Source organism: Anaerotruncus sp. 80, assembly GCF_009936115.1.
In the GTDB taxonomy this organism is placed as follows: Bacteria; Bacillota; Clostridia; order Peptostreptococcales; family Anaerovoracaceae; genus Senimuribacter; species Senimuribacter intestinalis.
Genome location: NZ_QWES01000021.1, coordinates 12,360 through 35,444, shown reverse-complemented (window position 1 = coordinate 35,444; position 23,085 = coordinate 12,360). Strand labels below are relative to the sequence as shown.

24 protein-coding genes and 1 tRNA gene are annotated in these 23,085 nt (G+C 43.1%); 7 read left to right on the top strand and 18 right to left on the bottom strand.

What is annotated here, in order from left to right; all coding sequences use genetic code 11:
- Positions 1-8 precede the first annotated feature (8 nt).
- From D1155_RS11415 to D1155_RS11400, 4 genes are all read right to left on the bottom strand, one after another.
- Entirely contained in the window at positions 9-1,928 is a 1,920-nt protein-coding gene (locus D1155_RS11415) for a glutamine synthetase (protein WP_160202536.1), read from the bottom strand.
- 102 nt (positions 1,929-2,030) lie between these two features.
- Complete coding sequence (locus tag D1155_RS11410; protein ID WP_243151082.1) at positions 2,031-4,916, bottom strand: UPF0182 family protein; 2,886 nt, start codon at positions 4,914-4,916, stop codon at positions 2,031-2,033.
- Between the two features lie 11 nt (positions 4,917-4,927).
- On the bottom strand, positions 4,928-6,766 hold the full coding sequence (locus D1155_RS11405) for a zinc ribbon domain-containing protein (protein ID WP_160202535.1): 1,839 nt from the start codon (positions 6,764-6,766) through the stop codon (positions 4,928-4,930).
- A gap of 26 nt (positions 6,767-6,792) precedes the next feature.
- A complete protein-coding gene (locus D1155_RS11400) occupies positions 6,793-7,248 on the bottom strand; it encodes a hypothetical protein (protein WP_160202534.1) in 456 nt (151 codons plus the stop codon).
- Between the two features lie 406 nt (positions 7,249-7,654).
- Here D1155_RS11400 and D1155_RS11395 point away from each other — a divergent pair, with 406 nt between their 5' ends.
- The gene (locus D1155_RS11395) at positions 7,655-8,602 is read left to right on the top strand and encodes an AEC family transporter (RefSeq protein WP_347560993.1); all 948 of its coding nucleotides are present in this window, start codon (positions 7,655-7,657) and stop codon (positions 8,600-8,602) included.
- Here D1155_RS11395 and D1155_RS11390 read toward each other — a convergent pair.
- From D1155_RS11390 to D1155_RS15670, 4 genes are read right to left on the bottom strand one after another with little or no spacing between them, the layout of a single operon-like run.
- Positions 8,597-9,481, bottom strand: coding sequence for a ribokinase (locus D1155_RS11390; RefSeq protein ID WP_160202533.1), 885 nt, complete (start codon positions 9,479-9,481; stop codon positions 8,597-8,599). The two genes, D1155_RS11395 and D1155_RS11390, sit on opposite strands and share 6 nt — an antisense overlap.
- Positions 9,478-10,395: a ribonucleoside hydrolase RihC gene (gene rihC / locus D1155_RS11385; RefSeq protein ID WP_201759590.1), complete on the bottom strand. Its 918-nt coding sequence runs from the start codon at positions 10,393-10,395 to the stop codon at positions 9,478-9,480. The genes D1155_RS11390 and rihC overlap by 4 nt, the downstream gene beginning before the upstream one ends.
- A 40-nt stretch (positions 10,396-10,435) precedes the next feature.
- A complete protein-coding gene (locus D1155_RS11380; RefSeq protein ID WP_160202532.1) occupies positions 10,436-11,419 on the bottom strand; it encodes an aminotransferase class V-fold PLP-dependent enzyme in 984 nt (327 codons plus the stop codon).
- On the bottom strand, positions 11,416-11,595 hold the full coding sequence (locus D1155_RS15670; RefSeq protein WP_207709528.1) for a hypothetical protein: 180 nt from the start codon (positions 11,593-11,595) through the stop codon (positions 11,416-11,418). The genes D1155_RS11380 and D1155_RS15670 overlap by 4 nt, the downstream gene beginning before the upstream one ends.
- 101 nt (positions 11,596-11,696) lie before the next feature.
- Between D1155_RS15670 and D1155_RS11375 the strand changes: the two genes are divergently transcribed.
- The gene (locus tag D1155_RS11375; protein WP_160202531.1) at positions 11,697-11,927 is read left to right on the top strand and encodes a hypothetical protein; all 231 of its coding nucleotides are present in this window, start codon (positions 11,697-11,699) and stop codon (positions 11,925-11,927) included.
- A gap of 20 nt (positions 11,928-11,947) precedes the next feature.
- Here the strand turns inward: D1155_RS11375 and D1155_RS11370 are convergent, their stop codons facing one another.
- From D1155_RS11370 to D1155_RS11355, 4 genes are all read right to left on the bottom strand, one after another.
- Entirely contained in the window at positions 11,948-12,295 is a 348-nt protein-coding gene (locus D1155_RS11370) for a hypothetical protein (RefSeq protein WP_160202530.1), read from the bottom strand.
- 17 nt (positions 12,296-12,312) lie between these two features.
- Entirely contained in the window at positions 12,313-12,552 is a 240-nt protein-coding gene (locus tag D1155_RS11365) for a hypothetical protein (RefSeq protein ID WP_160202529.1), read from the bottom strand.
- Positions 12,553-13,182: 630 nt separating this feature from the next.
- A complete protein-coding gene (locus D1155_RS11360) occupies positions 13,183-14,331 on the bottom strand; it encodes a site-specific integrase (RefSeq protein WP_160202528.1) in 1,149 nt (382 codons plus the stop codon).
- Between the two features lie 184 nt (positions 14,332-14,515).
- The gene (locus D1155_RS11355; RefSeq protein ID WP_160202527.1) at positions 14,516-14,713 is read right to left on the bottom strand and encodes a helix-turn-helix domain-containing protein; all 198 of its coding nucleotides are present in this window, start codon (positions 14,711-14,713) and stop codon (positions 14,516-14,518) included.
- Positions 14,714-14,848: 135 nt separating this feature from the next.
- On the opposite strand from D1155_RS11355, the gene D1155_RS11350 reads away from it, so the two are divergent.
- Complete coding sequence (locus D1155_RS11350) at positions 14,849-15,586, top strand: hypothetical protein (RefSeq protein WP_160202526.1); 738 nt, start codon at positions 14,849-14,851, stop codon at positions 15,584-15,586.
- 14 nt (positions 15,587-15,600) lie between these two features.
- Positions 15,601-16,341 (top strand): hypothetical protein, encoded by a 741-nt coding sequence (locus D1155_RS11345; RefSeq protein ID WP_160202525.1) that lies wholly within the window; start codon positions 15,601-15,603, stop codon positions 16,339-16,341.
- 41 nt (positions 16,342-16,382) lie between these two features.
- Here the strand turns inward: D1155_RS11345 and D1155_RS11340 are convergent, their stop codons facing one another.
- Positions 16,383-16,625, bottom strand: a complete 243-nt coding sequence (locus D1155_RS11340; RefSeq protein WP_160202524.1) for a helix-turn-helix transcriptional regulator — start codon at positions 16,623-16,625, stop codon at positions 16,383-16,385.
- Positions 16,626-16,788: 163 nt separating this feature from the next.
- On the opposite strand from D1155_RS11340, the gene D1155_RS11335 reads away from it, so the two are divergent.
- Complete coding sequence (locus D1155_RS11335; RefSeq protein WP_160202523.1) at positions 16,789-17,004, top strand: helix-turn-helix transcriptional regulator; 216 nt, start codon at positions 16,789-16,791, stop codon at positions 17,002-17,004.
- A 43-nt stretch (positions 17,005-17,047) separates the two neighbouring features.
- Here D1155_RS11335 and D1155_RS11330 read toward each other — a convergent pair whose 3' ends face one another.
- From D1155_RS11330 to D1155_RS11310, 5 genes are all read right to left on the bottom strand, one after another.
- Positions 17,048-18,421, bottom strand: coding sequence for a type IV secretory system conjugative DNA transfer family protein (locus tag D1155_RS11330; protein WP_160202522.1), 1,374 nt, complete (start codon positions 18,419-18,421; stop codon positions 17,048-17,050).
- A 2-nt stretch (positions 18,422-18,423) separates the two neighbouring features.
- Positions 18,424-19,209, bottom strand: a complete 786-nt coding sequence (locus D1155_RS11325) for a plasmid recombination protein (RefSeq protein WP_160202521.1) — start codon at positions 19,207-19,209, stop codon at positions 18,424-18,426.
- Between the two features lie 104 nt (positions 19,210-19,313).
- A complete protein-coding gene (locus D1155_RS11320; RefSeq protein WP_160202520.1) occupies positions 19,314-20,132 on the bottom strand; it encodes a DUF6017 domain-containing protein in 819 nt (272 codons plus the stop codon).
- Positions 20,133-20,285: 153 nt separating this feature from the next.
- Positions 20,286-20,361, bottom strand: a tRNA-Lys gene (locus tag D1155_RS11315).
- A 402-nt stretch (positions 20,362-20,763) separates the two neighbouring features.
- Positions 20,764-21,501 (bottom strand): hydrolase, encoded by a 738-nt coding sequence (locus D1155_RS11310; RefSeq protein WP_243151081.1) that lies wholly within the window; start codon positions 21,499-21,501, stop codon positions 20,764-20,766.
- Between the two features lie 139 nt (positions 21,502-21,640).
- Between D1155_RS11310 and D1155_RS11305 the strand changes: the two genes are divergently transcribed.
- Complete coding sequence (locus D1155_RS11305) at positions 21,641-21,901, top strand: TIGR03905 family TSCPD domain-containing protein (RefSeq protein WP_160202519.1); 261 nt, start codon at positions 21,641-21,643, stop codon at positions 21,899-21,901.
- A 2-nt stretch (positions 21,902-21,903) separates the two neighbouring features.
- Entirely contained in the window at positions 21,904-23,079 is a 1,176-nt protein-coding gene (locus D1155_RS11300; protein ID WP_160202518.1) for a cation diffusion facilitator family transporter, read from the top strand.
- Positions 23,080-23,085: the final 6 nt, after the last annotated feature.

Here is a 23,085-nt window from a genome sequence, read left to right as displayed (position 1 = left end):
ACCATTTACTATAGCAAATTTTTCTTATATCTAATATACAGGCTGCTCAGCAGGTTTACTTTCTGCTGAATTTCCAGCTGTAAATCTGATGCCAGATCGTAGTCACCCTCGTCCAGCGCATTCTTTGCTCTTGTCAGCAGACACTTTTCTGTGATAGTGTCCTTGGCGATCTCATGTCTGATCCGATCAATTTCAATCCAGTTTTTGATATCATAATCGGAAAAATCGTCAAGATTATGTACCTGCTTGCAGCTCCTGATAAAATTCATCGTATCCGGAATAATTCGGTCATGCAGCTCTGTTTTCCACTGTGACAAGGTCTGCTCACGGTAAGACTCCAGAACAATGTCCGGCATGACATTTCCTTCCTTAAACACTGCCAGTCTTTCCGGGTGTTCATCAAATGCACGAAGGTTTTCCCAAACCGTTGCAGGCGCATGACCAAAGAGGTGGTCACGTTCTTCCTCTGTAAAATCTTCAAACACGTTATACTCACTGCGATATTCCCGCTCTGTTTCCAGATAAAAATCATCCTGCCCGTGTTTTTTGGAGATGGAAGCCTCCAGCTCTTTTGGCGTTTTTCCTGCAGCAAGAACCGCATGCACACCATCTAAGATTGCCATATAGGAAGCTGCAATCACCAGATAGGTGTTGCTCTTCGGATTTGGCGCACGAAGCTCAAATCGAGTTGCCATCGGATTTTTCGGGTCTCTGATTAAACCCACCAAAACGGTTCTGTTTCTGGATGGCTCTGTCACAGCTCTGCCCAGGGAGGTAACGATACAAACCGGCGCTTCGTAGCCTGGCTTCAGACGGTTAAGGGAGTCATTTGATGAACTTACGAAAGGATTGATTACCTCATAGTTCTTCAAAATTCCCATCAGCGCGCCGTAACCCAGTGGATTCATAAAATCCTTACTGAAATCTGCCGGCGCAAACATGCTGACCATCTTACCATTTTTCAGCTTGGCTGCAAGACCCAGATGGGTATGCTCACCACTTCCCGCAACGCCCTCAAAAGGCTTCGCCATAAAGGTTACATCAAGACCGTGTTTAGTAAAGATGTCTCTCACCACGTACTTCACCTGATTCTCATTGTCTGCAGCCTGCATTGCATCTGCATACTTCCAGTCGATTTCAAGCTGCTCCATGACGTGGTCGTAATGCCCGCTGTGACCCATTTTTGCCTTGACGCCGCCGACTTCCTTGTGTCCCATCTCTACTTCAAAGCCATATTTATCTAATAGCATCAGCGTCTCTTCCAGGGCGGTTCTCACCTCTCCGTAAGTACGCTTCCAATACTGTTCTTTCAAAACCTGCGCTGTAAACAGCTGCTCTCTATCCCCTTTGTCATCTGGGGTTTTTACCCAAAATTCCAGTTCAGTGGCACTGGTCAGCACCAAATCTTCAATGTCATCTACACTGTCAATGCCATTGATATACTCAAATACGTAAGGATATGCCGCAAGTTCTTCCATCAGCTTTTTCTTAAAGTGATTGAGCGCATCGCGAAGCACAACTCTGGATCCAACCTCAAAATTGTCGTTGTGTACCAAAAAGGATGGAATTCTAAGAGTTCCGATAGGGAGTCCTGTGCGGTATCCTAAGTGACTAAAATTATAATCCACATACCAGTTCACAGAAAGATCCGGAATGATATCAATCTTTGCATTATTGAGCACTGCAATACCCGGAAGTGCTACACTGGATCCATCAGTCTGCACACCGCCTGCCAGCATCTTATCTATGTCTTCAAGGAACAAATTTACGGGGATCTTTTCGTCGGTATCGTGGCCGCCGATATCAATTCCCACCAGGGAAACGAATTGGACTTCCGGATGTTCCTTTAATATCTTTGTAATTTCCTGCGCTGAATGGTTTGCTGCAGGAATCGTAAACAGCATTTTATCTAAATCGTAGTCCAGCATATCGTCCTCCTTTATAAGCCAGATTATCTAAAAAATTATATAGAATAACAGGTTATGGGACATCCGCGCGCGAATGCCCCAATCTCCCAAATTCACTCTTAATTATGCTAACTTGTTCAAAGCTTCTTCCAGAGACTTCATATACTCCCCATACTTTGCCCAGTCTCCATTTTTCAGCGCATTCTGCGCTTTATCATAGCTTTCAGATGCCTGTTTAATCCAGTCAGCTGTAGTTTTTTCGGAGCTGCTCTGACCTCCATTCTGGTTGTCATCGCCATTGTTATCCACAGGTGCCTTTGTACCGGTTCCCTCTCCAAACAATGCTTCCAAAGCTTCCGCTAAGGTTTCCTCGTAAGCAATCTTGTCATCATAAGCAACAATAACACGTTTTACTTCCGGAATTGCGGAGTTTTCAGCCTCCAGATAAACCGGCTCCAGATAAAGCAGTGAAGACTCAATCGGAATGACGAAGAGGTTTCCTCTCTTATATGTCGTGCCTCTGGAACTCCACAGCGTAAAGTCACTGGAAATTTCAGGATTCTGGTTAATCTGCGCTTCAATCTGCATCGGACCGTATACAGTCTTGCTCTTCGGGAAGCTGTACAGCACCAGTTCACCGTAATGTTCGCCATCGTTTCTTGCCACCATCAAAGCAGTCATGTTCTGCTTTGACTTCGGCGTGAATGGCAGAGAGTTAAAGAACTCAGCGCTGTTCTCGCCCGGCAGTTTTGCGATATAGTAATTCGGCGACATCTTCTGCTGATCCTGTCCATAGATTTCATCAGCGATATCCCAAACGTCTTCATTCTGGTAGAATACCTTTACGTCTTCCATGTGGTAACGGCTGTATACGCCTGCCTGAATAGCAAAGAGTGTATTCGGATATCTGATATGAGCTACCAGGCTTTCCGGCATTTCATTCAAATCCTTAAACAGCGCCGGATAAATCTTCTGGAACGTCTTTGCAATCGGATCGGTGTCATCTACAATGTAGAAGTTTACATCGCCGTTATATGCGTCGATGACTACTTTTACAGAATTTCTGATATAGTTGATATCTCCATTCTTACCAGAATATGGCTCAGAATACGGATAGTAGGAGCTGGTAGTGTAAGCATCCAGCATCCAGTAAACCTTGCCGTCCGCAATCACTGCATACGGATCTTCCTCGTAACTCAGATACGGCATGATTTTCCGTACGCGATCCATCACGTTTCTGTTGATGATGATTCTGGAATCACTCTTAATATTGGAAGAAACCAAAAGTTTCATGCTCTGCTCCTTGATGGCAAACATCACACGGTTGAGCATATTCAGCTTGATGCCGGCTTCTCCCTCGTACTTGTTGTACTGGTTGGCGCTTCCGTCAGGATAGTCAAATTCTTCTTCACTGGTGTTGACCAGAATGTAATCGTTGGTCATTTCGCCGAAATAGATTTCAGGGCGATCCACAGAGATTTCCTCGATAGAGGACTGCGGCGGAATATTCTTAATCAGAACATCCGGCTGACCGCTCTGGGTCACCGCGTCTACTCTGGACAGCGCGATACCGTAACCGTGGGTGTATTTCAAGTGTCTGTTGAGCCAAGTATCCTGAATCTTTTCTTTGTCAATTTCTCTAGTGGACAGATAGGTCTGGGTATATTCCCCGTTTACCATATATCTGTCTACGTCAACATCGTTGAATTTGTAGTACTGTCTGATACTCTGCGTCTGATTATAGAAAGTGTTTACAGGTTCATAGTCGTTAATACGAATATTTTCAATAGTTTCAGAGTTTCCTGCAATATCCTCGCTGGTCAGAGAATTGTCTGCATCGAATGATTTTACGGAAACATTGTCAAGCTGGTAAGCATACTGAGTATACTCAATATTTCTTTCCAGATATTTGGATTCCTTGTTAATCTCGTCCGGCGACACAATGAAGTTCTGCACCAGATAGCTTGCTCCGGTTCCCAGCGCACCAATCAGAATCATAATCACTGGAATCGTGAAAATTTTTCTGAACTGCTTCTTTTTGATGTGAATGATTACAGTAATTGCACCCAGCACCGCTAGTACGCAAAGAGCTCTGTAGACCCAAAGGGTAATATTTACATCGGTAAATCCAGCGCCGTATACTGCACCTGTATGGGTGTGGAGCAAGTCGAACTGCTTCAGGAAGAAGTTGATTCCAACCATCAGGAAGAATACTACGCCCAAGAAGGTCAGCTGACCGGAGGCAATGTGCAGAAGTTGCTTAAAATTGTTGTCGTCAAACTGTTTCTTTGGTTTTGCCGCTCTCGGCTGTGCCTTCTTTCCGGTAAAAGCTTCAAAAACTTTGTCAAACGGACTGTTGCCGCCCATGCCGGAGAATGGGTTGTCTCCGCCGTCATAGCGTTCTTCACTGTCAAATTCAGGCTCCTGTTGCGGAGTCTCCTCTTCCTTAAACATATCCGGCGTATGCACGGACAGCAGGATAGAGTAGTAAATCACGGTAACTACAATAATCAGAAGCACCATGCCGATAAACATTTCGTTGAGCTGTTTTAAGAAATTCAGCTGGAAAATATAGAACGAAATGTCAATATGGAATAACGGGTCTTTGATATCGAACCCCGTTGCGTTAGCAAACTGCAAAATCTCAAACCACAAACTGCTTACTGCATAGAATGCGGAGAACAGCCCGAACGCCGCCGAGATCAGTGTCGTATAACGTCCCAGCTTCTTCATATCAGTTGCTTCGTGAGATGCAATCTTATTAAAATAGCCTTTTTTCAGCATTCTCAGATAGAAATTCATGATTAGTGTTAAAATCACAAAAATCGGAATACCCACTTCGAGTTCGGTCGTCAGTTGTTTCAGGAATACACTCACATATCCCATTTCTTTAAACCACAGCCAGTCCGTAATAAAGTTTATCAGTAATAAGAATAAGGCTAAAATAATTACGATAAACATGATGATTACGCTAAGCCGTCGCTGCCCTTTTGCGCTTTTCTTGTTCAAAATTAGTCCTCCTAAATTGTTTTGATTTCTACAATCTGCATAGTCTTATTGACCGGCTCCATGTAGACAATCTGCTTTTCTGTAAATTCTTCGCTTGTACTGCTGTCAACTTTGACTACAGAAACATAAACGTAAAATCCCGCTCCACCGGCACGGATATCTCCAATAGCCAGCTTATTGATTCCGTATGAAACATCTTCGCTTTCGTTCAGCTCCTGTATCTCAGAATAAAGTGCAGAAGTCTCATCTACAAAATCCAAAACGTCTTCGTTCTTTCCATTTATTTTGTCTACCCAAGCGGAGTAGAACTGGACTACTGTGCCTATGATTTCACCTCCATAGGTTACAGAATTTCCTTCATCATCTGTGTACCATGGCTTATCGGCAAAGGTATACGCATTGCTGAAGCCCTCAAAACCATAGTCGTTCCCATCTTCAAACAACAAATTCTGGTCCTCTTCGCAAACTGCAATATTAGTCCCCAGCCCTTTCTTCGCTTCGATAAGCTGTGCAATTTCACTAGCCGTTGGTACCGGTTCTTGCGGCGGCTCCTCTTCCTGGGTTTCTCCCGCAAAAATACCAAGAATCTGGTGATAGCCGTTGTCAATCATCTTGCCAGCTGCCGAGTCCGGTGCAAAATGCAGAACTCCTATCGCTATCAAATCCAGTACGATAAAAATGCAAAGGAAAATTCCAATTACTTTTAGGACCTTTCCTTTCTTTTTTGGCGCTTCCGCAGCAGCATCATCGTCGTCATCAGCGCCAAAGACATCGTAAAAAGTAAGCCTTGATCGGTCTTCTTCTGCTTTCTTTTCCGCAGTCCTGCTGGGGGGAAGCTGCGATGCAGCGTCACCTTCTTCCTGCGCAAGTTCTTCCAGGGTCGGCACTTCATCGGTGTGAAATGTCTCTGCCTCTGCAAAGCCCGTCTCAACCTCCGGCTGCGGTACTACCTGCGGCTGATCAAGTTCAAGATATCCTTCCGGCGTGCTCGCCAGCTCAACTCCAATGTAGGAATCCTCCTGAGACTGATCCTCTATAGGGAAGACTTCCGTTCCCTCCTGCTCAGTCTCGGCTTCCGGTTCCACAGAATCGCTCTCCCACCACAATTCCTCTTTTGATTCTTCTATTTTTTCGGTAACTGCTTCGGTAAACGCTTTGTCGCCAGGCAGTGTCCAGTCAAATTCCTCATGTCTGCTTTCTTGGGTAGTTTTCGACTGCTCTTCACGTGCCGTCTCTGCCTCCTGCTCTGCGATAAAGCTGGGAACAAAATCCTGCCCACTCTGAATCCGCTCATATTCCTGATCTAAAAGCGCCTGAAAAGCTGCATTCTTTTGATTGAAAGTATAGAACTTATCTATTCCGTCTGCCTTGCCCGCGCCTCTGTCCATTACACGGGTCGGCTCCTGTGCTTCAAAGGTGCCCATCTCCGCAAACAGCCGCTCCGGTTCAACGGCTTCATCACCTGTGGTTTTGACAGATTCCGGCTCTGCTGTTTCTTCAGACTCTTTTTCCGGCGCTTCTGCCGCTTCCTCTGCTGCTTCCGCCCGCTGCTGACTCTGCGCAAGTTCTCTAGCAAAAAGATTGCGCTGTTTTTCTTCTAATACTGAATCCCAGTTGAAGTCGATATCCTCGGTCTTTTTATTGTCTGTCGGGTACCCATCCAGATCCCAGTCAAAGCGTTCTGGTGCAACACTTCTCCTGATCATCACTTCTTCTGTTTTCGCTGCCTGTGCATCGGTCTGCTTAAAGGCAGGCACGAACGCATCTTCGCCTTCTTCGACTCTGGTGCCGCACTTGCTGCAGAACTTGTCGTCAGTGCCCAGCAGTTTTCCACATTCTTTACAATACATCGCTGCCTCCTACCAAACTCTATTCTTTATTCTTTGATTTGTTCTTCTAATTCTTCTATGGTGTACGTTTTTCCTTTTTTTGAAACACAGCAATCTCTACTAAAATACTTCTTAGGTGCCTGTTGCTCGTCCAAAGTTGCAGCCGTCTCAGCCATCTCTGCTGCTTCCGCTGCCCTGGTCAAAATCTGCTCTGTCGAAGGTGCTTTCTCTGTCAGAGAAATTGCCTCGCAGGTGCCTTTGTCTGCTGTTCTGTTATCTATGTATATGACTTCGGATTTCTTTTCTTTCAGACTGCTGACCGCCGCGCTGATCTCGCTGACCGTATCATTGAGTTCGGAAAGCAGCTGTCGTTTCTTCTTTGCATGCAGCGTCGCCCGCATCAGCAGCACTGCGGCAAGCACGGCCAAACCCAGCACCATCAAAATCTCGATTGTCACTTGATGATTCATCATAAAATTCCCGAATTTTCCGATTGCATTCATCGCTTCTCCTCCTGATAGACTTCATAATATTATACACTAAAATTCCAGCGATAGCAAACGATATAGGCGATTTTTTCAACTTTTTCCCCACAAAACCATACAAAAAGAGCCGGATTCACAGGCTCTTTCATTTGAGAGATGATCAATCCGACTCTTTCCGCTTGCACAGAATTAATATTCGTTCTTTTCTGCGTTGTTTCTCTGATCAGAATTCTTCTGGTTCTTCTGGTTATTCTTGTTGTTCTGCTTGTTGTTTTTCTGGTTATTCTTTTCCATGGTTTTCACCCTCCTTTTATTTGTCAGGCTTAGTGTGTGCACCCATAAAAAAATTATAATTGGAAAATCTTGCACTTTGCTGATAAGTGGCGTAAAATGAGGAGTAATCTTTTTAGAAAGGGCAACTGCTATGCTGGCGAATTTACTTTTTTGTCTCAACGCGACTATTCCTCTGTTTCTACTGCTGGTGCTGGGCATGGTTTTTACAAAATTTAAGATATTCGATGAAGTATTTGTTGCAAAGCTGAACAGCTTCGTCTTTCAAATTGCTTTGCCGGTGCTGGTCTTCTATGATTTATGCAGGGAAGATTTTTACAGCCTGTGGGACGGCAGGTTTGTGCTTTTTTGCTTTATCGCAACAGCTCTCTCCATCGCGTTGACCGCCGCAATTGCCTTTCTTCTGCCAGACAAATCCACGCGCGGCGAATTCATTCAAGCCGCCTATCGCAGCAGTGCGGCGATTCTCGGCATCGCACTCATTCAAAATCTGTACGGAAGCAGCGGCATGGCTCCGCTGATGATCATCGGCTCAGTTCCCCTTTACAATATCATGGCAGTGGTGGTTTTGTCTTTCTTCCAACCAGCTCACGGTACACTAGACAAAAAACGGCTGGCATCCGCCGGAATCGGCATTCTGAAAAATCCCATCCTTTGGGGCGTGCTGCTAGGTTTATTCTGGGCACTTTTAAATCTACCGATGCCACAAATTTTAGACAGAACACTGGAAAATATTGGTCGTCTTGCTACGCCACTGGGATTACTTTCCATGGGCGCCGCCTTTGACATAAAAAAAGCGCTGAAAAGCGCTAAATCTGCGGGTCTCGCCGCATTTATCAAATTAATCGGACTAGGTCTTATCTTCGTGCCCATTGCCGTCTTCATGGGATTTACGGGGAATAAACTAGTTTCCATCCTCATCATGTGCTGTTCTTCTACCACGGTCAGCAGCTACATCATGGCAAAAAACATGGATCACGAAGGTACCCTAACCAGCAGCACCATTATGCTGACTACTTTTTTCCTTGCATTTACCCTAACAGGCTGGCTTTTCGTCCTGAAAACTTTAGGTCTGCTATAAAAGCTGCGCTGACACCTCATCTCTTAGGGGAATCGAAGGCGCTGCGCCCTCTCTGCCCACGGCAATAGAAGCCGCCTTTGATGCAAGGTCGAGGCATTCTGAAACCCTTTTGCCCTCCATCATTGCCGCAATAAAATATCCCGTAAAAGTATCTCCTGCTGCAGTCGTATCCACCACTTCCACCGGATAAATAGGCTGTCTACACTCTACACTTTCATCGCGATAGCATGCTCCATCTCCGCCCAAGGTCAAAACCACCTTTGCCTGTGAATACAGCCGCGCCAGTTCCTGCAAAATTGCTGCAGGCTCTTTTTTTCCTGTAATCTGTTCTCCCTCCACTTCGTTGAGCAAAAACATGGAAATTTTGCTGAAATCACAAAACTTTAAGTTATCATCGAAAGGCGACGGATTGAGTATGATTTTCATGCCCCGCTCATAGGCTTTGTCAATGATAACATGTAGGAGATTGACTTCGTTTTGTAGCAATAAAACGTCTCCCTCTCCAAAAGATTCCAAAACCTGGTTTATGTAATGCTCGGTCAATAACCGGTTTGCTCCGCCATAGAGTAGAATACAGTTCTGACCGCTTTTGTCCACCTGAATGATGGCATGACCAGTTTTGCCCGGCAGGGTTTTGATATATGAAGTCTCCACACCGGCTTCCTCCAACGCCTGCAAGAGCATAGCCCCATCCTCTCCAATGCACCCTGCATGATAAACCTCTGCCCCTGCTTTTGCAAGAGCGATGGACTGATTTAGACCCTTGCCACCGCAAAAGGTTTCAAGTCTTGTAGACGCCAGAGTTTCACCAGGAGTCACCATGTGTTCTACATGATAAACATAGTCCAGATTTAAAGAGCCAAAATTCAATATTTTCATCTACAAAACTCCTCTACAAACCAGTTTTCAAATTTTTCTGCGTCCACCTCAGTGCAGACGTTGATATTTGCTGCTTTTTCTCCATTGCGCACGGCACGAAAATCAGAAACCGTCGTACCTGCCGCCACCCCTTCTGTGGCAACTTCAATAGACATCATTTCTGTTTTGAAAAACTCCGGGTGCAAAAGATATGCAATGGTGCAGGCGTCGTGAACAATCAGTCCCGTATCAAGGCTACCACCTCTATAATGTTCAAAGAGGGAAAACAACATGTGCCCCGCAGGACCGCTTTTATCAATGCGCTCTGCCGCCGGTCTATGAAGCAGGGCAAGTCTTGTCACATTAAGCCCCAGCATGGTAATAGGCACACCAGATTCAAAAACAATAGCTGCCGCATGGGGATCATTATAAATATTAAATTCAGCCGTAGAATTGGTATTTCCTCCGCTAAGACCTCCGCCCATGGTGACAATTTCGGCAATCTTTGTTTTTACCTCCGGATACAGTCTGAACAAAATGGCGATATTGGTGTGGGTGCCGATTACCACCAGCGTAACCTTTTCCTCGCTTGCCATAATCATCTCGCGCATAGCTTCTACTGCGTGCTTTTCCAACGGTTTTCTCTGTAACGGTGGAAAATCAAAACCGTCCATTCCGGTGAGCCCATGAATTTCCGGACACGGTTCCAGCGTCCGCATTAAAGGCTGCCCGCAGCCCTTGGCAACAGGAATATCCACATCTAAAAACTCGGTCAGTTTCAGGGCGTTGGCAGTAGTTTTCTCGACTTCCACATTAGCGCCTACAGTGCTCAAAAGTCGTACATCTAAACTTGGATTTCTGATGGCAATGACAATTGCTGCTGCATCATCAATGCCCGGATCAGTATCAAAAATAATCGGTCTTGGGTTCATCATAAGGTTCTCCTTTCTGGATTTTAGTTGTATTCCGCGTAATTTACGGCAGCAGGTATGGATCGTCAATCTCCAGCATTTCCAAAAGCCGCAGCACAGTTTCTTTGACCTGCGGCCGCGTGTTGAAATAACCAAAGGAAAACTGCGCCACGCCGTTTTCCACGCCAATTAAAATGTCTTTTTCTTTCATATAGTCACGAATTTCCTCCGCCGTGAATCCCTCTGCCGTAATGCAAATAGTCGGCAGTCTATCTCCCGGACCGTAGTCACCGTGGACTTTGACAGGATTCATAGCTTTAGCAGATTCAAAAAATCTCTTCGCCAGTCTATGGGGCAGCATTGCGATGCCGTAAATGCCCGTTTCCAAAATAAATTCTATTGATTCAGCAAAGGTTTTCAGCGCTCTTTGCTGTGGACCTTCTATTTGGCTCGTCAGCGCCTGCAGCGCTGTTTCATCCACTCCGTCTCTAAGACAGATTCCGCCGACACCAGAAGGTCCCATAAGCATTTTCTCACTGGTAATGCAGTAAACATCTACGCCTAGATTTTCAAGGTTTACATCGATTGCGCCTGCCGTCAGTCTGCCATCTGAAATGACAAGGACTTTGTGCCCTCTTGCAATAGAAGAAATCCTTTCCAGGTCAGCCACATTCCCCGTCAGGCTGCATCCATGGGCACAAACCACCGCACAGGTATCCTCTTCAATCAAATCTCCCAGGGTGCTATACTGCAGTCTGCCGCAATGGTCTGCCTTCAGTCTGCTGATTCTGCACTCCAAATCGGAAAGCACCTGCAATGTATCCGCCTTCTCAAAAGCGCCGACAATCACATGTCCACCTCTTGGAACAAAGGCGCGCAACGCCGTCTCTATGGCAGCACTTCCTCCGTTTGTCAGATATATATTTTCTGGTCTTTTGCAGTGAAGCAGCTTCGCAGTCAGCTCCTTCGCCCGCTGGTCGCTGACTGGGTCCAAATCCCTCGCCGCCGGTTTGTGAATCGTCTTTTCGATGTTGTTCAAATAAATCATATAGCCTTCCTCTCTGTTCGCGCAGTTTCTATTAGCACTATTATATATGATTTTGCCGCTGTTGTCACGTCCACCGTCGCCTCTGCATCATTTTCCCTCAAAACTTCTCTCTTGGTGCACTTTCTTGAGAGCAAAACGGTCATAGCTGCACCATTTTTCAAAAAATCCGCTCTCATGGTGCGAAAATCACTTGCCGTACTCCATAGTGAAGCAATTTCACGTCTATACGGCTGAAGTTCACTGTCTATCCAATCACATTTTTGGAAGCCCCTGTAATATGCTGGAAATCATCAATTCTGCAATCCCCTTGTCGCGCACCATTGCCCTTAATTCTGACACAAATGGTGCAGATTTAGCTAATTTCAAAGAAAAAACTGCACCATTTGCTTATTTTTTTCGCAAAATGGTGCAAGAAGCATTAAATTATTATTCCCGTATAAACCCTGCGTCTTTTTCAAGCGCCTCCGGTTGGTCCGATACATACCGCCATAGTAAATATTCACTGTAATTTCCATTTCCTTCCGAACATCAAAATACGGTCTCGCCCAAATATTTATCATGAGGTGCAATCAGGCATTTCTCAATAGATTTCCAATAGCTCTCGTAGAGCTTTTTCTGTGCTGTTCCATAGTTCTCCCTGGTGTCAAATTCCCAGTAAAGCATATACTTTACACTTTTTACAACCCGTTTGATTTCAAGGGGCGGCAAACCCTCTCTGATTTGTTCCATATCTATACGGTGATTTCTTTTTACAAATCTAAGAAAAAGCAGTCCCTCCTGCTTCTTCAGAAAGTCCTCTGCCTTCGCCATGAGTTCCTCAAACTCCTCAACCTTTTGCGGCTTCACCTGATAAATGCAAATTTCTGTAAATGACATGGTATGCCTCCTTTTCCTTAACTTCTATCCTGTTTCATCTTCCATCGGACAAAACTCTTCGTCAAAACAGCGATAATCACCACAACGCCCACAAGTCCGCCGTGAAGTAAAATTTCTGTGTACCATGGAGCTGACCGCATAGTATAAAGCTCCGGGCGGGTTTTGTAGTGCCAAAAGGTAAAGATTGTCTTTCCGGCAAAGACTCCGAGAAATGAATAAATTACTATGGTTGTAATTTGGTTTACTTTTTTTAACATGCAAATTTCTCCTGTTATTTTACTTCGAATTAGCAAATCTTGTCTAACGCCTTGCGATGATGCGCTGGAATTTCCTATCGGCTTGCTCGGCAAAGAATTTTGGAGTACAAATCTGACTTAAGTGGTAACATATCTTTTACTTTCAAGTGACCGCCATCTATACTCCCGGGGCCTTTTATTGTAAAATACGCCAGTTTAGACGCTTTGTCCACAATATCGGGCGGCACATACCCCGACAAAATTCTGCCGTTTTGTTTCCATTATACTAGACAATCACTGCCAAATCATCATTTTTTTTATTTATACGCATGCCATACCTTCCTGACTTTTCCTTCCTCTGTAGTAATCCTTTGCATCTCGAGCCCCTGCGATTTGATTGCAGGCAAAGAAAAAACAGACACCAAATGGTATCTGTTTTTCTGTATTGGTACACCCACAGGGGCTCGAACCCTGGACACCCTGATTCTTCTCTAGCGTCAAACTTTTTCCGCTATTTTTCAACGATGCCAAGGCTTTTATCCTCAAAACTCCAGGAATTGAAAACGATATGTCTTTTTATCCTTTTTCTCTTTCTCTATTAATTTGAAATAACTTTTCTTTTTTTTGCATAACTTAATAGTTAACTATTAGTTACCCTTTTAAGCTATACGACACAATTTTTTCAACCGCCTTTTTACGGCGTAGCGCATCAACATAAATATAGTACTTGCTTGAAATTTCTGTACTACTGTGCCCCATTAACTTTGAGATTTCTTCCAGTGGAACACCCTGCCTACTTAAATTGGTGCCGAAAGTATGTCGAAATGCATGGAATTTGTGGAAAGGTATGCCTTCTTTTTTGCAATGACGCTGCAAAGACCTCCTCACATTTCTCTTGTATAGCATTGTACCATTTTTCGTACTAAATAACAAACCGTTATTCTCGTACTTGAAAATTTTTTTGTGGGCTTCCTGTAACTTTTTATGTTTTTCGATTTCGGAAACCACCTCATCAGCCAGCGGTATCAGTCTATTGCTAGTCTCTGTTTTTACTGGTTCTATATGCAACACTGCCGGGTCTTCTGAATCTACTGCCGAAAATTCATATAACTGTTTATTAATAGACAACATATCCCCCATTATGTCATCATATGTAAGGGCTAATAATTCCGAGAACCTTGCCCCCGTATTTACTGCAAGAACCACTAGAAGCCGAAGCAGATTTCCTTCAAGACTACCAATTAGCGCTTTCAATTCATCATCACTCCAAACCTCAATATCAAAGTCTTCCTTCTTAGTCGCATCTCTTTGGACAACTAAACTTCTGGTTATATCTGTTGCGAAGCTATTAACTTCTGCATATTTATAAAACCGCGAAAGAAAATTATGTAATGCTCTTCGTGAACTATAGCACTCGGTTATAGAATTATACAACTTTTGCACGTCAAGAGCAGATACCTCACTAATCCGTTGTCCCGCAAGATAAGAGTTCTTCAATAGCCGCTCATATGCACTTAAATACTTCTTCTTCGTCGAGTTTGCCAAGTCACTTTTTTTGAAGACAGTTTCTGTCCAGGCATCTATTGCTTGTCCCAGACATGTATACTGAGAATTCATTTTGTTTTCTTCTTTTCTTGCCACGAATGCAACATACTTTTCCTCAGCCTCCCGCTTGCAACTTCCGTAAAAACTACGAACATCATTCACCCACTCATTGTTTGAATTCAACTTCATGCCTACTTTCCGCTGCAACCGATATCTCTTATTCCCATGCCTATCGATAAAATTAGTTTTTTTCATTTTACGCCTCCGCACAGTTAAAATTATTGTCAAAGGCGGTAAAATCTGCTACAATGGAATTGCATTTATGAGTTGTCGCAGACAGCTCGCCTTTGAAGCATCTTGTGCCCTCCTAGCATAAGATGCTTTATTTTTTTCCAATCATATAATCAATCTTCTTTCATTGAAATTCTATTTCATATCCTTACTTTTCATATATAGCAGGATTCGCAAAATAGTCTATTAAAATATCTAAATTAACCTGTATTCTATTACCTACTTTAACGACTGGAATCTTTCCGCTCTTCATTAGCTCTCGAATTTGCCGTTCAGTAATACAAGATTTTGGGTCAACCTGTTTTAATTCTTGATAAGCTTGTGCAGCGGTTCGCATTCGTACCAACTTAATCCCTCCTCTTTTACTTGCTTCTCCACATCAACTGTGATATAATAATATTGAAATTTCGTATTACAACTTCGTATTACGATTAGATATTATAATATTTTTAAAAAAATGTCAATACTTTGGAGGTATATTATGGCAACCGATGAGAAAAAGCGCCGAAAGATATCCATTGATTTCGATAATGACACAGAAATACTGCTAGATTCACATAAGCGTGGACTTAATGGTGCAAGCTATTCCACAATGATTAATGACCTTGTCAGGTCAATGTATGGCTTAAGACCACAAGTCAAAAAGGCTCTCAGCGATGCAGTAGAAAGTCTATTCGAAAAAACACTTCAAGAACGCCCTGATTTTGGTTCTATGTATGAGGGTGAACGAAATGCGGTATTACTTCAATGCGATAATATATATCAGTTCCTAAATGATGGAATATCATTAAATAATGCCGATACGCCAAATATCCACATGATAAAAGTAGACTTGCAAAACGCTTATGCTTTATTGCCCAGTGATTGGATACGAATAGAATGGGATAATGAAAAGAATTCAAATTTCGTGGGAGTAATTGAGACGAAAAACAGTGCAAAATTTGGCGGAATTCCTCACTTTTACTTCACTTCAAAAAAAGAGATTTATCATTTGTCAGAGACAGAAGAAAATGCAATACTGGAGAGGTGTATAACAGAATATCCACTCTTCCGAGAAATTCTCGCCAAGCGTGTACCATTAATTAAGGAAAATGGTAAAATCAAAAATTTCAAAGAATACGATGCAGCTCCACTTCCGGGTTTTTTCTCAATTCCCGAAGACGGTACACAATCAACATTCCCTTTTGGAGCTAAAATCGTAAGACAGTATGATGAATAATCAGGAGGTTATCTATGTTCGATAGGTTTTTCACATTGCAAATAAAAGGCGAACCAAAACCATATTTTTCAGCTACAAAGAAAAAGGCTCGAATTGAAGTGCCTAATTCTACATATCAAGTAATCACCCAGCTTTTGATTGACGAGAAAGAGTTAAATCCGAAAAAAATTCCTGCCGATACTCTCCTCGAAGCGTTCCAGGCAAAATTCTTCTCCCCATACCCACAGAACAACATTTTTGTTGAAACTCTATACTGCGACGGTCTTAGTGAGGCTCTAACTACAATATTCAAGTACGTTTCAAGCACATTTCACATGTCAATCCAAGAGAATTCTTTCAGAGCTGGTAAACCATTTGTGAAGTTTGCGGAGGACTTTTCGAAAAAAAGTAACAAAAATCTTTCCGAGAGTCCTCAAAAGTACAAAATCTTGAAGAATTTAGATTCACTAATTTCTGCCATTGAAAATAGGGCAGAAATATATTCGCACACATATGGCGAAGATTCAGACGAATTGTTAAAATTAAAAACTGAGCTATTAACACTTCTTGAAAACGCCGTATCTTGTCCTGATAAACTGAAAATCTCTTCAATTTACAAGCCCATTCTTGATAACTGGGAAACTTGGATTGAATCTAAAATCAACTATTACAGTTTGCTTTTATTCTGTGCTGCTTCCGAGAAAGAAAAGGGGAATGCTGCAGAACGGGCAATGCTGCGCAACCTCATTAACACTACAAAAATCCCTCAATTATAACAAAAAAGAACCTTGGTTTTCAGTCAGCAAAATCAGGGTTCTTATTTTATCTCCTGCTCCAATTCATCAAATTCAGTACTCTGAAAAAACTCTCCCAGAGAAATATCAAGTCCGTCACACAATTTCTTTATGGTTATAATTGATACATCTCTACGGCTGCTATCCATCAAACTATATACCGTCGATGGCGTAACCCCTGAACGATTAGCCAATTCATTTAGCTTAATATTCTGTTCTTTACATAAGTTCAAGAATCTTTCAACAACTGCATCTTTTACGCCCATAGCTTTCACCTCAACATTATTGTATAGTCGGTATCGCTACTGCGTGTACGCACTTGCGTAATTACAAAAAATATTATATAATCTCTATGATTAGTTTAACACTAGTCCATGATTCTATACAGCAAACACATATCACAGAGTAAAAAGCAGAGGTATCCATCACATGTTCGGACAACAATTACGAACAATACGGCAACAGAAAGAACTGACTCAAGTGCAGCTTTCTGCACTAGCGCATATAGACCAATCTGATCTGTCAAAAATCGAGAGAGATCAAAGAGGCATATCACTAAAAGCAGCAATCGCCATAGCCGAAGCTTTAGAAATAAGCTTAGATTACATTGCCGGTCGCACAAAAAACCCTGAAATAAACAAATAAAAAGCAAGCGGCATCTTCGTCAACTACCGCTTGCTTTCTACACTTACTTAAAATAATAATTTTTTCTTAACATCATGTACCCACCCGGATAAAGTAGAATCAATTTATTTCGTAATCGTCCCAGCTCCTCCGGTTCATAAGCAAATTCTTTAATCTCTGTATGTATTACCTTTCCACCTTTATCCCCCTCTTGGAAACTTCTGCGTGTACTTTTTTTGTGACCTATGGATTTTGCCCAAAACTCTGCCGTTTCATAATCATTTGCACCAAGGATAACTTTATAGGCATAATTGCCAAGCATTGCTTTCGTTTCAGCCTCACCATATATCATTATCCAATCATTCAACGATTGGGTTGCCGTTATAATTCTAATTCTGCGCTTTCGTAATTTCCGCAGCGCAGCCGTTAATTCCAGTTTTCCGAAGCTTGCAGCTTCATCAATACAAAGTAAAATGCTTTGCTTCATTTCATCAGAACGCACCGAAAAGTATTCCAGCACCTGCGCAACAACTAAATGCACTAAAGGCGCATACACATCTAATTTTGCATCACTCACAACAAAGAACACATTGTAAATCTCAATTTTCCCAGGATCAAAACTTGCTTCGCCACGCTTTGGTCTGCGAATTGAGTTCATAACATATTCATTCGTTGCAAAAAGCTTTATAGCAAAATCTGCAGCCTGTTTACACCCACTGGTATTTTCCGATAAAGCCCCCGAAAAACTATTGATATACTGAATCGCCAGTTCATTTCCGGACTGGTCAATCTCATGGAATAATTGCTGATAACTGGACGTCATCACCCATTTGCATATTTCAATGAAATCTTTCCCTTGTCCATATCCTGCAAGTAATGCTGCCGTTAGAATTTTTCGCCCCTCTTGATTGTAAAACTTTGCACTGGCACTGCTTTCCCTGGGCGGCAGCTCCGGCATCAATAAATATGCAAGCTTTTCTATTGCCTCATACTTGTCAGCGTCCTGCTCCATTATATCAATCGCATAAAACACATTATATGGCGTTGAATTTAAGTTTTCCGGCTGATAAATAAGCTTTTTAGCCTGGTGGACATTTTTCTCAATATCGCCTGCGATATCAATCGAAAAGCTGGTTCCCCGCCAATTCCGCAAGGTAGGAATAAGCAAGCCACTTGTTTTACCACTACCACTAGGTCCAAGTATGCAAATATGTCCCTCCCTCGCTTCTAGCGAGGATATGTACATCTGTCCAAATTTCTTTCCAAAGATAATACCGCTAGAATGTTCTTTTGAAAATGCCCAATCTATTCCATCTTTATGAAGCCTATATATCTTAGAAAATAGTGTTATGGCTAATATCCATGAAAAAATCAGTGTTCCAGCCGCAACCAATTTCCAAACAAAGCTTTCTAAAGTGTCTACAACCGAAAAATACACATCTACCACCTCCCATAATTCTTCTGCATGTTCTTTGCCCCGTGCTTATGCTCATGCCATCGGTCATGGTTCTTGTATTCTTCCCGTTTCAACTCTTTTACAGATAATGCCCTGCCGTTCGAATCAAATTTAGTGTTTCCATTTTGCACTCTTGCTGGGATTCCTTTTTCATCAAACCACTTCTGCATATCGCCATGTAAGGTTTTCAAATCTCTCCTGCATATTTTCTCTTTAGCACAAAATCGTAGCTCCCCGTTAGCGTTTTCTGTAACAGGCAGAAACGCAAAATGCATATGCGGAGTTGATTCGTCCATATGCACATACGCACTAATTACAGACTCTTCCCCCAATATTCCGCCATATCGAGCTACACAGAAATAATATGCTTCTTGAAAAAAGGGTTCCCGATATTCCTCCGGCAAGTCTACCGGCTGCGAAATAATTAAGTCAGCCATAACTATCAGGTCTTTTCTTTTCGCATGAGCGATTTCCGATAACTTTCCCTGTATATAGTCCGTTTGGCTTTCTCGTTCGGGAGCTAAATTATAATTCTCGCAGCTTTTCGACATATCCACATCGCTGTTCCCATAGCTTTGAATATTCGAATTGCGCTCATAATGTTTGCAAAGATGCACAGCTTCTGCCATAGAACATTTACGCATATGTGCCATTTGCTCCGCCTCCCTCCCGAGAAAGTGTAGCATGATATACTTTGTTCCAAAGTACCAGTCGCTGCGCGCCTTTATCATGCCAACGGGGGTTCTCAGGCTTCTGACAAAGCCTTTCACACCCCTTTGGAATCCCCCTTGATTTTCCTAACGGAAAATCCCGAGGGGTCTGCCTCGACCCCTCCGTTTTTGCTGTCTTCGCCAAACGGCGAAACAGCTGCAAACTACCCCCGCCCATAGAAGTCATGTTGCACCTCCGCCGTATAATATGCGTCAATTGTGTCAGGGGCGTTTAACAAGGACTGCTGCAAGTATGACTTAATGTTTTTTATTTTATCTGTATGCTGCTTAAAGCAATCCACCACATACTCGATATGCATCCACCTCACTTTTTCCAGTTTTCTAGAAATCAAATCCGATGGATACTCCACTTTCCCAATCCGAATCATTTCCTGGCAGGCACTTAAACATTTCAACTCGGTCATAATATCGACGAGGTTGTCAATTAAAGCCATATCATATACTTCAACAGCCTTAGTATAGTCTATCTGCTCTTTAATCAGATCCGTTGCGACCTCTACGGATAGATTATGTTTTTGATAATTATTCTTTTTAGTAATTCTTGATGATTTAGTATTTCTTTGTGAAGGATCCTCCGCTTTCGATTTTACCGTTGACGGGTTTTCCGTACACGGTGACAATTCTGGTTTTTCAATGCCTTCACGCTTTTCCTCTTGCTCAGCTATATCTCTCGGATGCTCATATACAACATAGTCGATTTTGTCAAAATTGCCTTTTTCCGTTCTCTGCTGAACTCTCACCAAGTACCCCAGGGTTTGAAGTTCTTCCAGCGCAGCACGAATACAGTCTCGCCCCTCTTTCAGAACTACTTCTAAACCTCGAACGGTAAAATTCCACTCATCGCTGCATGATAGCATATAAGACAGCAAGCCTTTTGCCTTGAGTGACATTCTTTTATCCCTCAAATGATAATTGGACATCACAGTATAATTACGATTTTTTTCAACACGAATAACACCCATATTCTCCTCCTACGAACTGGATGAAAGAGAAAAATTGTAGCAGATTGCCGCCCTCGTTAAACCTAAATAGTTAACCAATAGTTAACCGTCTCAGATTCTTACTTTTTTAAGATAAAAGAAAAACCTTGAAACTTTGAAGTTTCAAGGTTTGATTGGTACACCCACAGGGGCTCGAACCCTGGACACCCTGATTAAGAGTCAGGTGCTCTACCAGCTGAGCTATGGATGCACATTATTCAGTTCAGTGCTCATTGGCACATTTGATATAATAACACTTTTGCAATAGCTTGTCAATGACTTTTTTTCTTTTTTCTCAGGCTGTCGTAGTTTTCTCCTAGTGCATATATTCACCAAAAGCTCCAAATATATGCACATGCACGTGCATATATTTGTGAAAACCATTTAAAATATGCAGATTCATAGTCAATATCCGGTCAACTTTCCGGCGGTCCACCTATAAATCTGCATATATTTCTTACTTTCTTCAAAAATATGCACAACCTGTCGGAAAAAACTGCATATTTTCGAGAAAAACACAGATTCTATGCACAGCAAGCCCCGGCACGTCCAGCCAACGCCCGTCCGGACAGCCCACGAGTTCGCCCCCCAAAAGCTGCAGCAGTTGCAGCAGCTACAGCAGTTCCAGCAGCTCAGAAAATTCTAAATCTCCTTCCGGGCACTTATGCTCTTCGGGATGTTCCTCTGCCATTTTGCGATATTTCACCATCATTTCAGCAAAAATCTCCGCTGAAGTCGGCGGCGTATAGCTGATTGTATTTGCCCCTGCCTGAATGGTTTCCAGAATCGTTTCATCCGTCGGTCCGCCTGTTGCGATAATCGGCACCTTCGGAAAATCCTTGCGAATGTGGCGCACCAGCTGCGGCGTCTTCGCTGCAGCAGATACGTTGAGAATATCCACTCCTGCTCTTAGTCTAGCATCAATATCGGTTGAATCACTGACTACCGTTGCTACAATTGGAATATCAATTACTTTTTTTATCATTGCTACATTATCATTAGTCATAGGTGCATTGACAACTACGCCATATGCCCCCTGCGCTTCAGCGTCCTTTGCCATAATAGCAGCACGAAAGCCCTGGGTTGTGCCCCCGCCGATTCCTGCAAGAACCGGCACCGATGATGCATTGATAATTGCATCAGAAATAATCTGCTGCGGCGTAAAAGGATAAACGGCAAGAATCGCGTCCGCATTACAGTTTCTGATAATAGCTATGTCTGTAGAAAACAGAACCGATTTGAGTCTTCTCCCCATGATTACAATGCCCTTGGCCTGCCAGATGACTTCCGGTATCTGTAAATATTTTGCTCTAAGCGTTCCACTAATTCTAGGTATTTCTTTTTCTCCCATGCTGAACCTCCTCCTTGAATGATACGTCAATTATACACCAGCAGGGCGTCAATGTTCAATTATTTTTTCTTCATATTTTTTCCTAATTGTGTTATACTGGTGATACTTGCGATAAAATATAGAAAGGAGATTTTTTACTATGATTTACAGATACAAAACCCAAGGCACCTGCGCCGGTTATATTGATGTGGAGGTCGAAAACGGAGTTCTGAAACAGGCTGTTTTTCACGGCGGCTGTAACGGTAATCTACAGGGAATCAGCAAGCTGGTTTCCGGCATGTCCGTCGACCAACTGAAAGAAACACTTTCTGGCATTCGCTGCGGATTTAAAGCAACGTCCTGTCCTGACCAGCTGGTAAAAGCAGTGGAAGCCGCTATTGCCCAGGAGGAAGCCAACTAAAAATGACCGATTTTATGTGCAAACGTTTCGTGAAAAATCACGAAAATACGAAAGAGCCGCAAGTTCGAGAAGGGTATGGCAAGCTTGCCAGCGTAGTCGGCATTATTTCCAATGCCATCCTCTGCATTGCAAAAATTCTGGTAGGGCTGATTTCCGGAAGTATCGCCATCATCGCAGACGGTATCAACAATCTGGCAGATGCCTCTTCCTCCGTCATCACTTTGGCGGGGTTCAAACTCTCTGCTTTGCCCGAGGATGATGAACATCCTTACGGGCACGCCCGAATCGAATACATCACCGGCATGATTGTGTCGGTTCTCATCGTTGTAGTCGGTGTGGAACTGATTAAATCCTCCATAGACAAAATTCTGCACCCGGAGCCGCTGGAGTTCAGCTGGTCTATGGTCATCGTGCTGCTCCTTGCAATTCTTTTGAAGGTCTGGCAGGCAATGTTCAACATCAAAATCGGTAAGAAAATCAATTCTGTCGCTTTAACTGCTACCGGAACAGACAGCCGCAACGATGTAATTTCGACCACTGCAGTGCTTTTCAGCATCATCATCGGCAAGATGGCAAATATCCAAATTGATGGATACATGGGCGTCCTTGTGGCGTTGTTCATCATCTGGTCCGGTATTGGACTCATAAAAGAAACATCCAGCCCACTCTTAGGGGAAGCCCCTGACCCGGATTTGGTTGCCGCTATCAGCGAAATGGCTTCAGACTTTGACGGCGTGCTGGGCATTCACGATTTGGTCGTTCACAATTACGGTCCCGGTAAAGTTTTTGCTTCCATCCATATTGAGGTGGACGCAAACGGCGATTTGATGGAAAGCCATGACATGGTGGACAATATCGAGCGGCAGCTATCTAAAAAGCTTCACATCGTACTTACTGCTCACATGGATCCAATCAAAGTCGATGATCCGATAGTAGCCTTAATGAACGAAGTAACAACAAAAGTAACAGACAGCCTGGACGGCATATCCAACGTCCACGACCTGCGTGTAGTTCCTGGACCGACTCACACCAACATCATCTTTGATATCGTTGTAAATCCAAGCTGCAAGCTTTCCAACAAAGAAATACACCAGGCATTTACAGATGCGATCAAAGCCATCGACGAAAACTATTTTGTCGTCATCAACTTTGATAAGAACTATGTAAATCAAGTGTAGCAATAT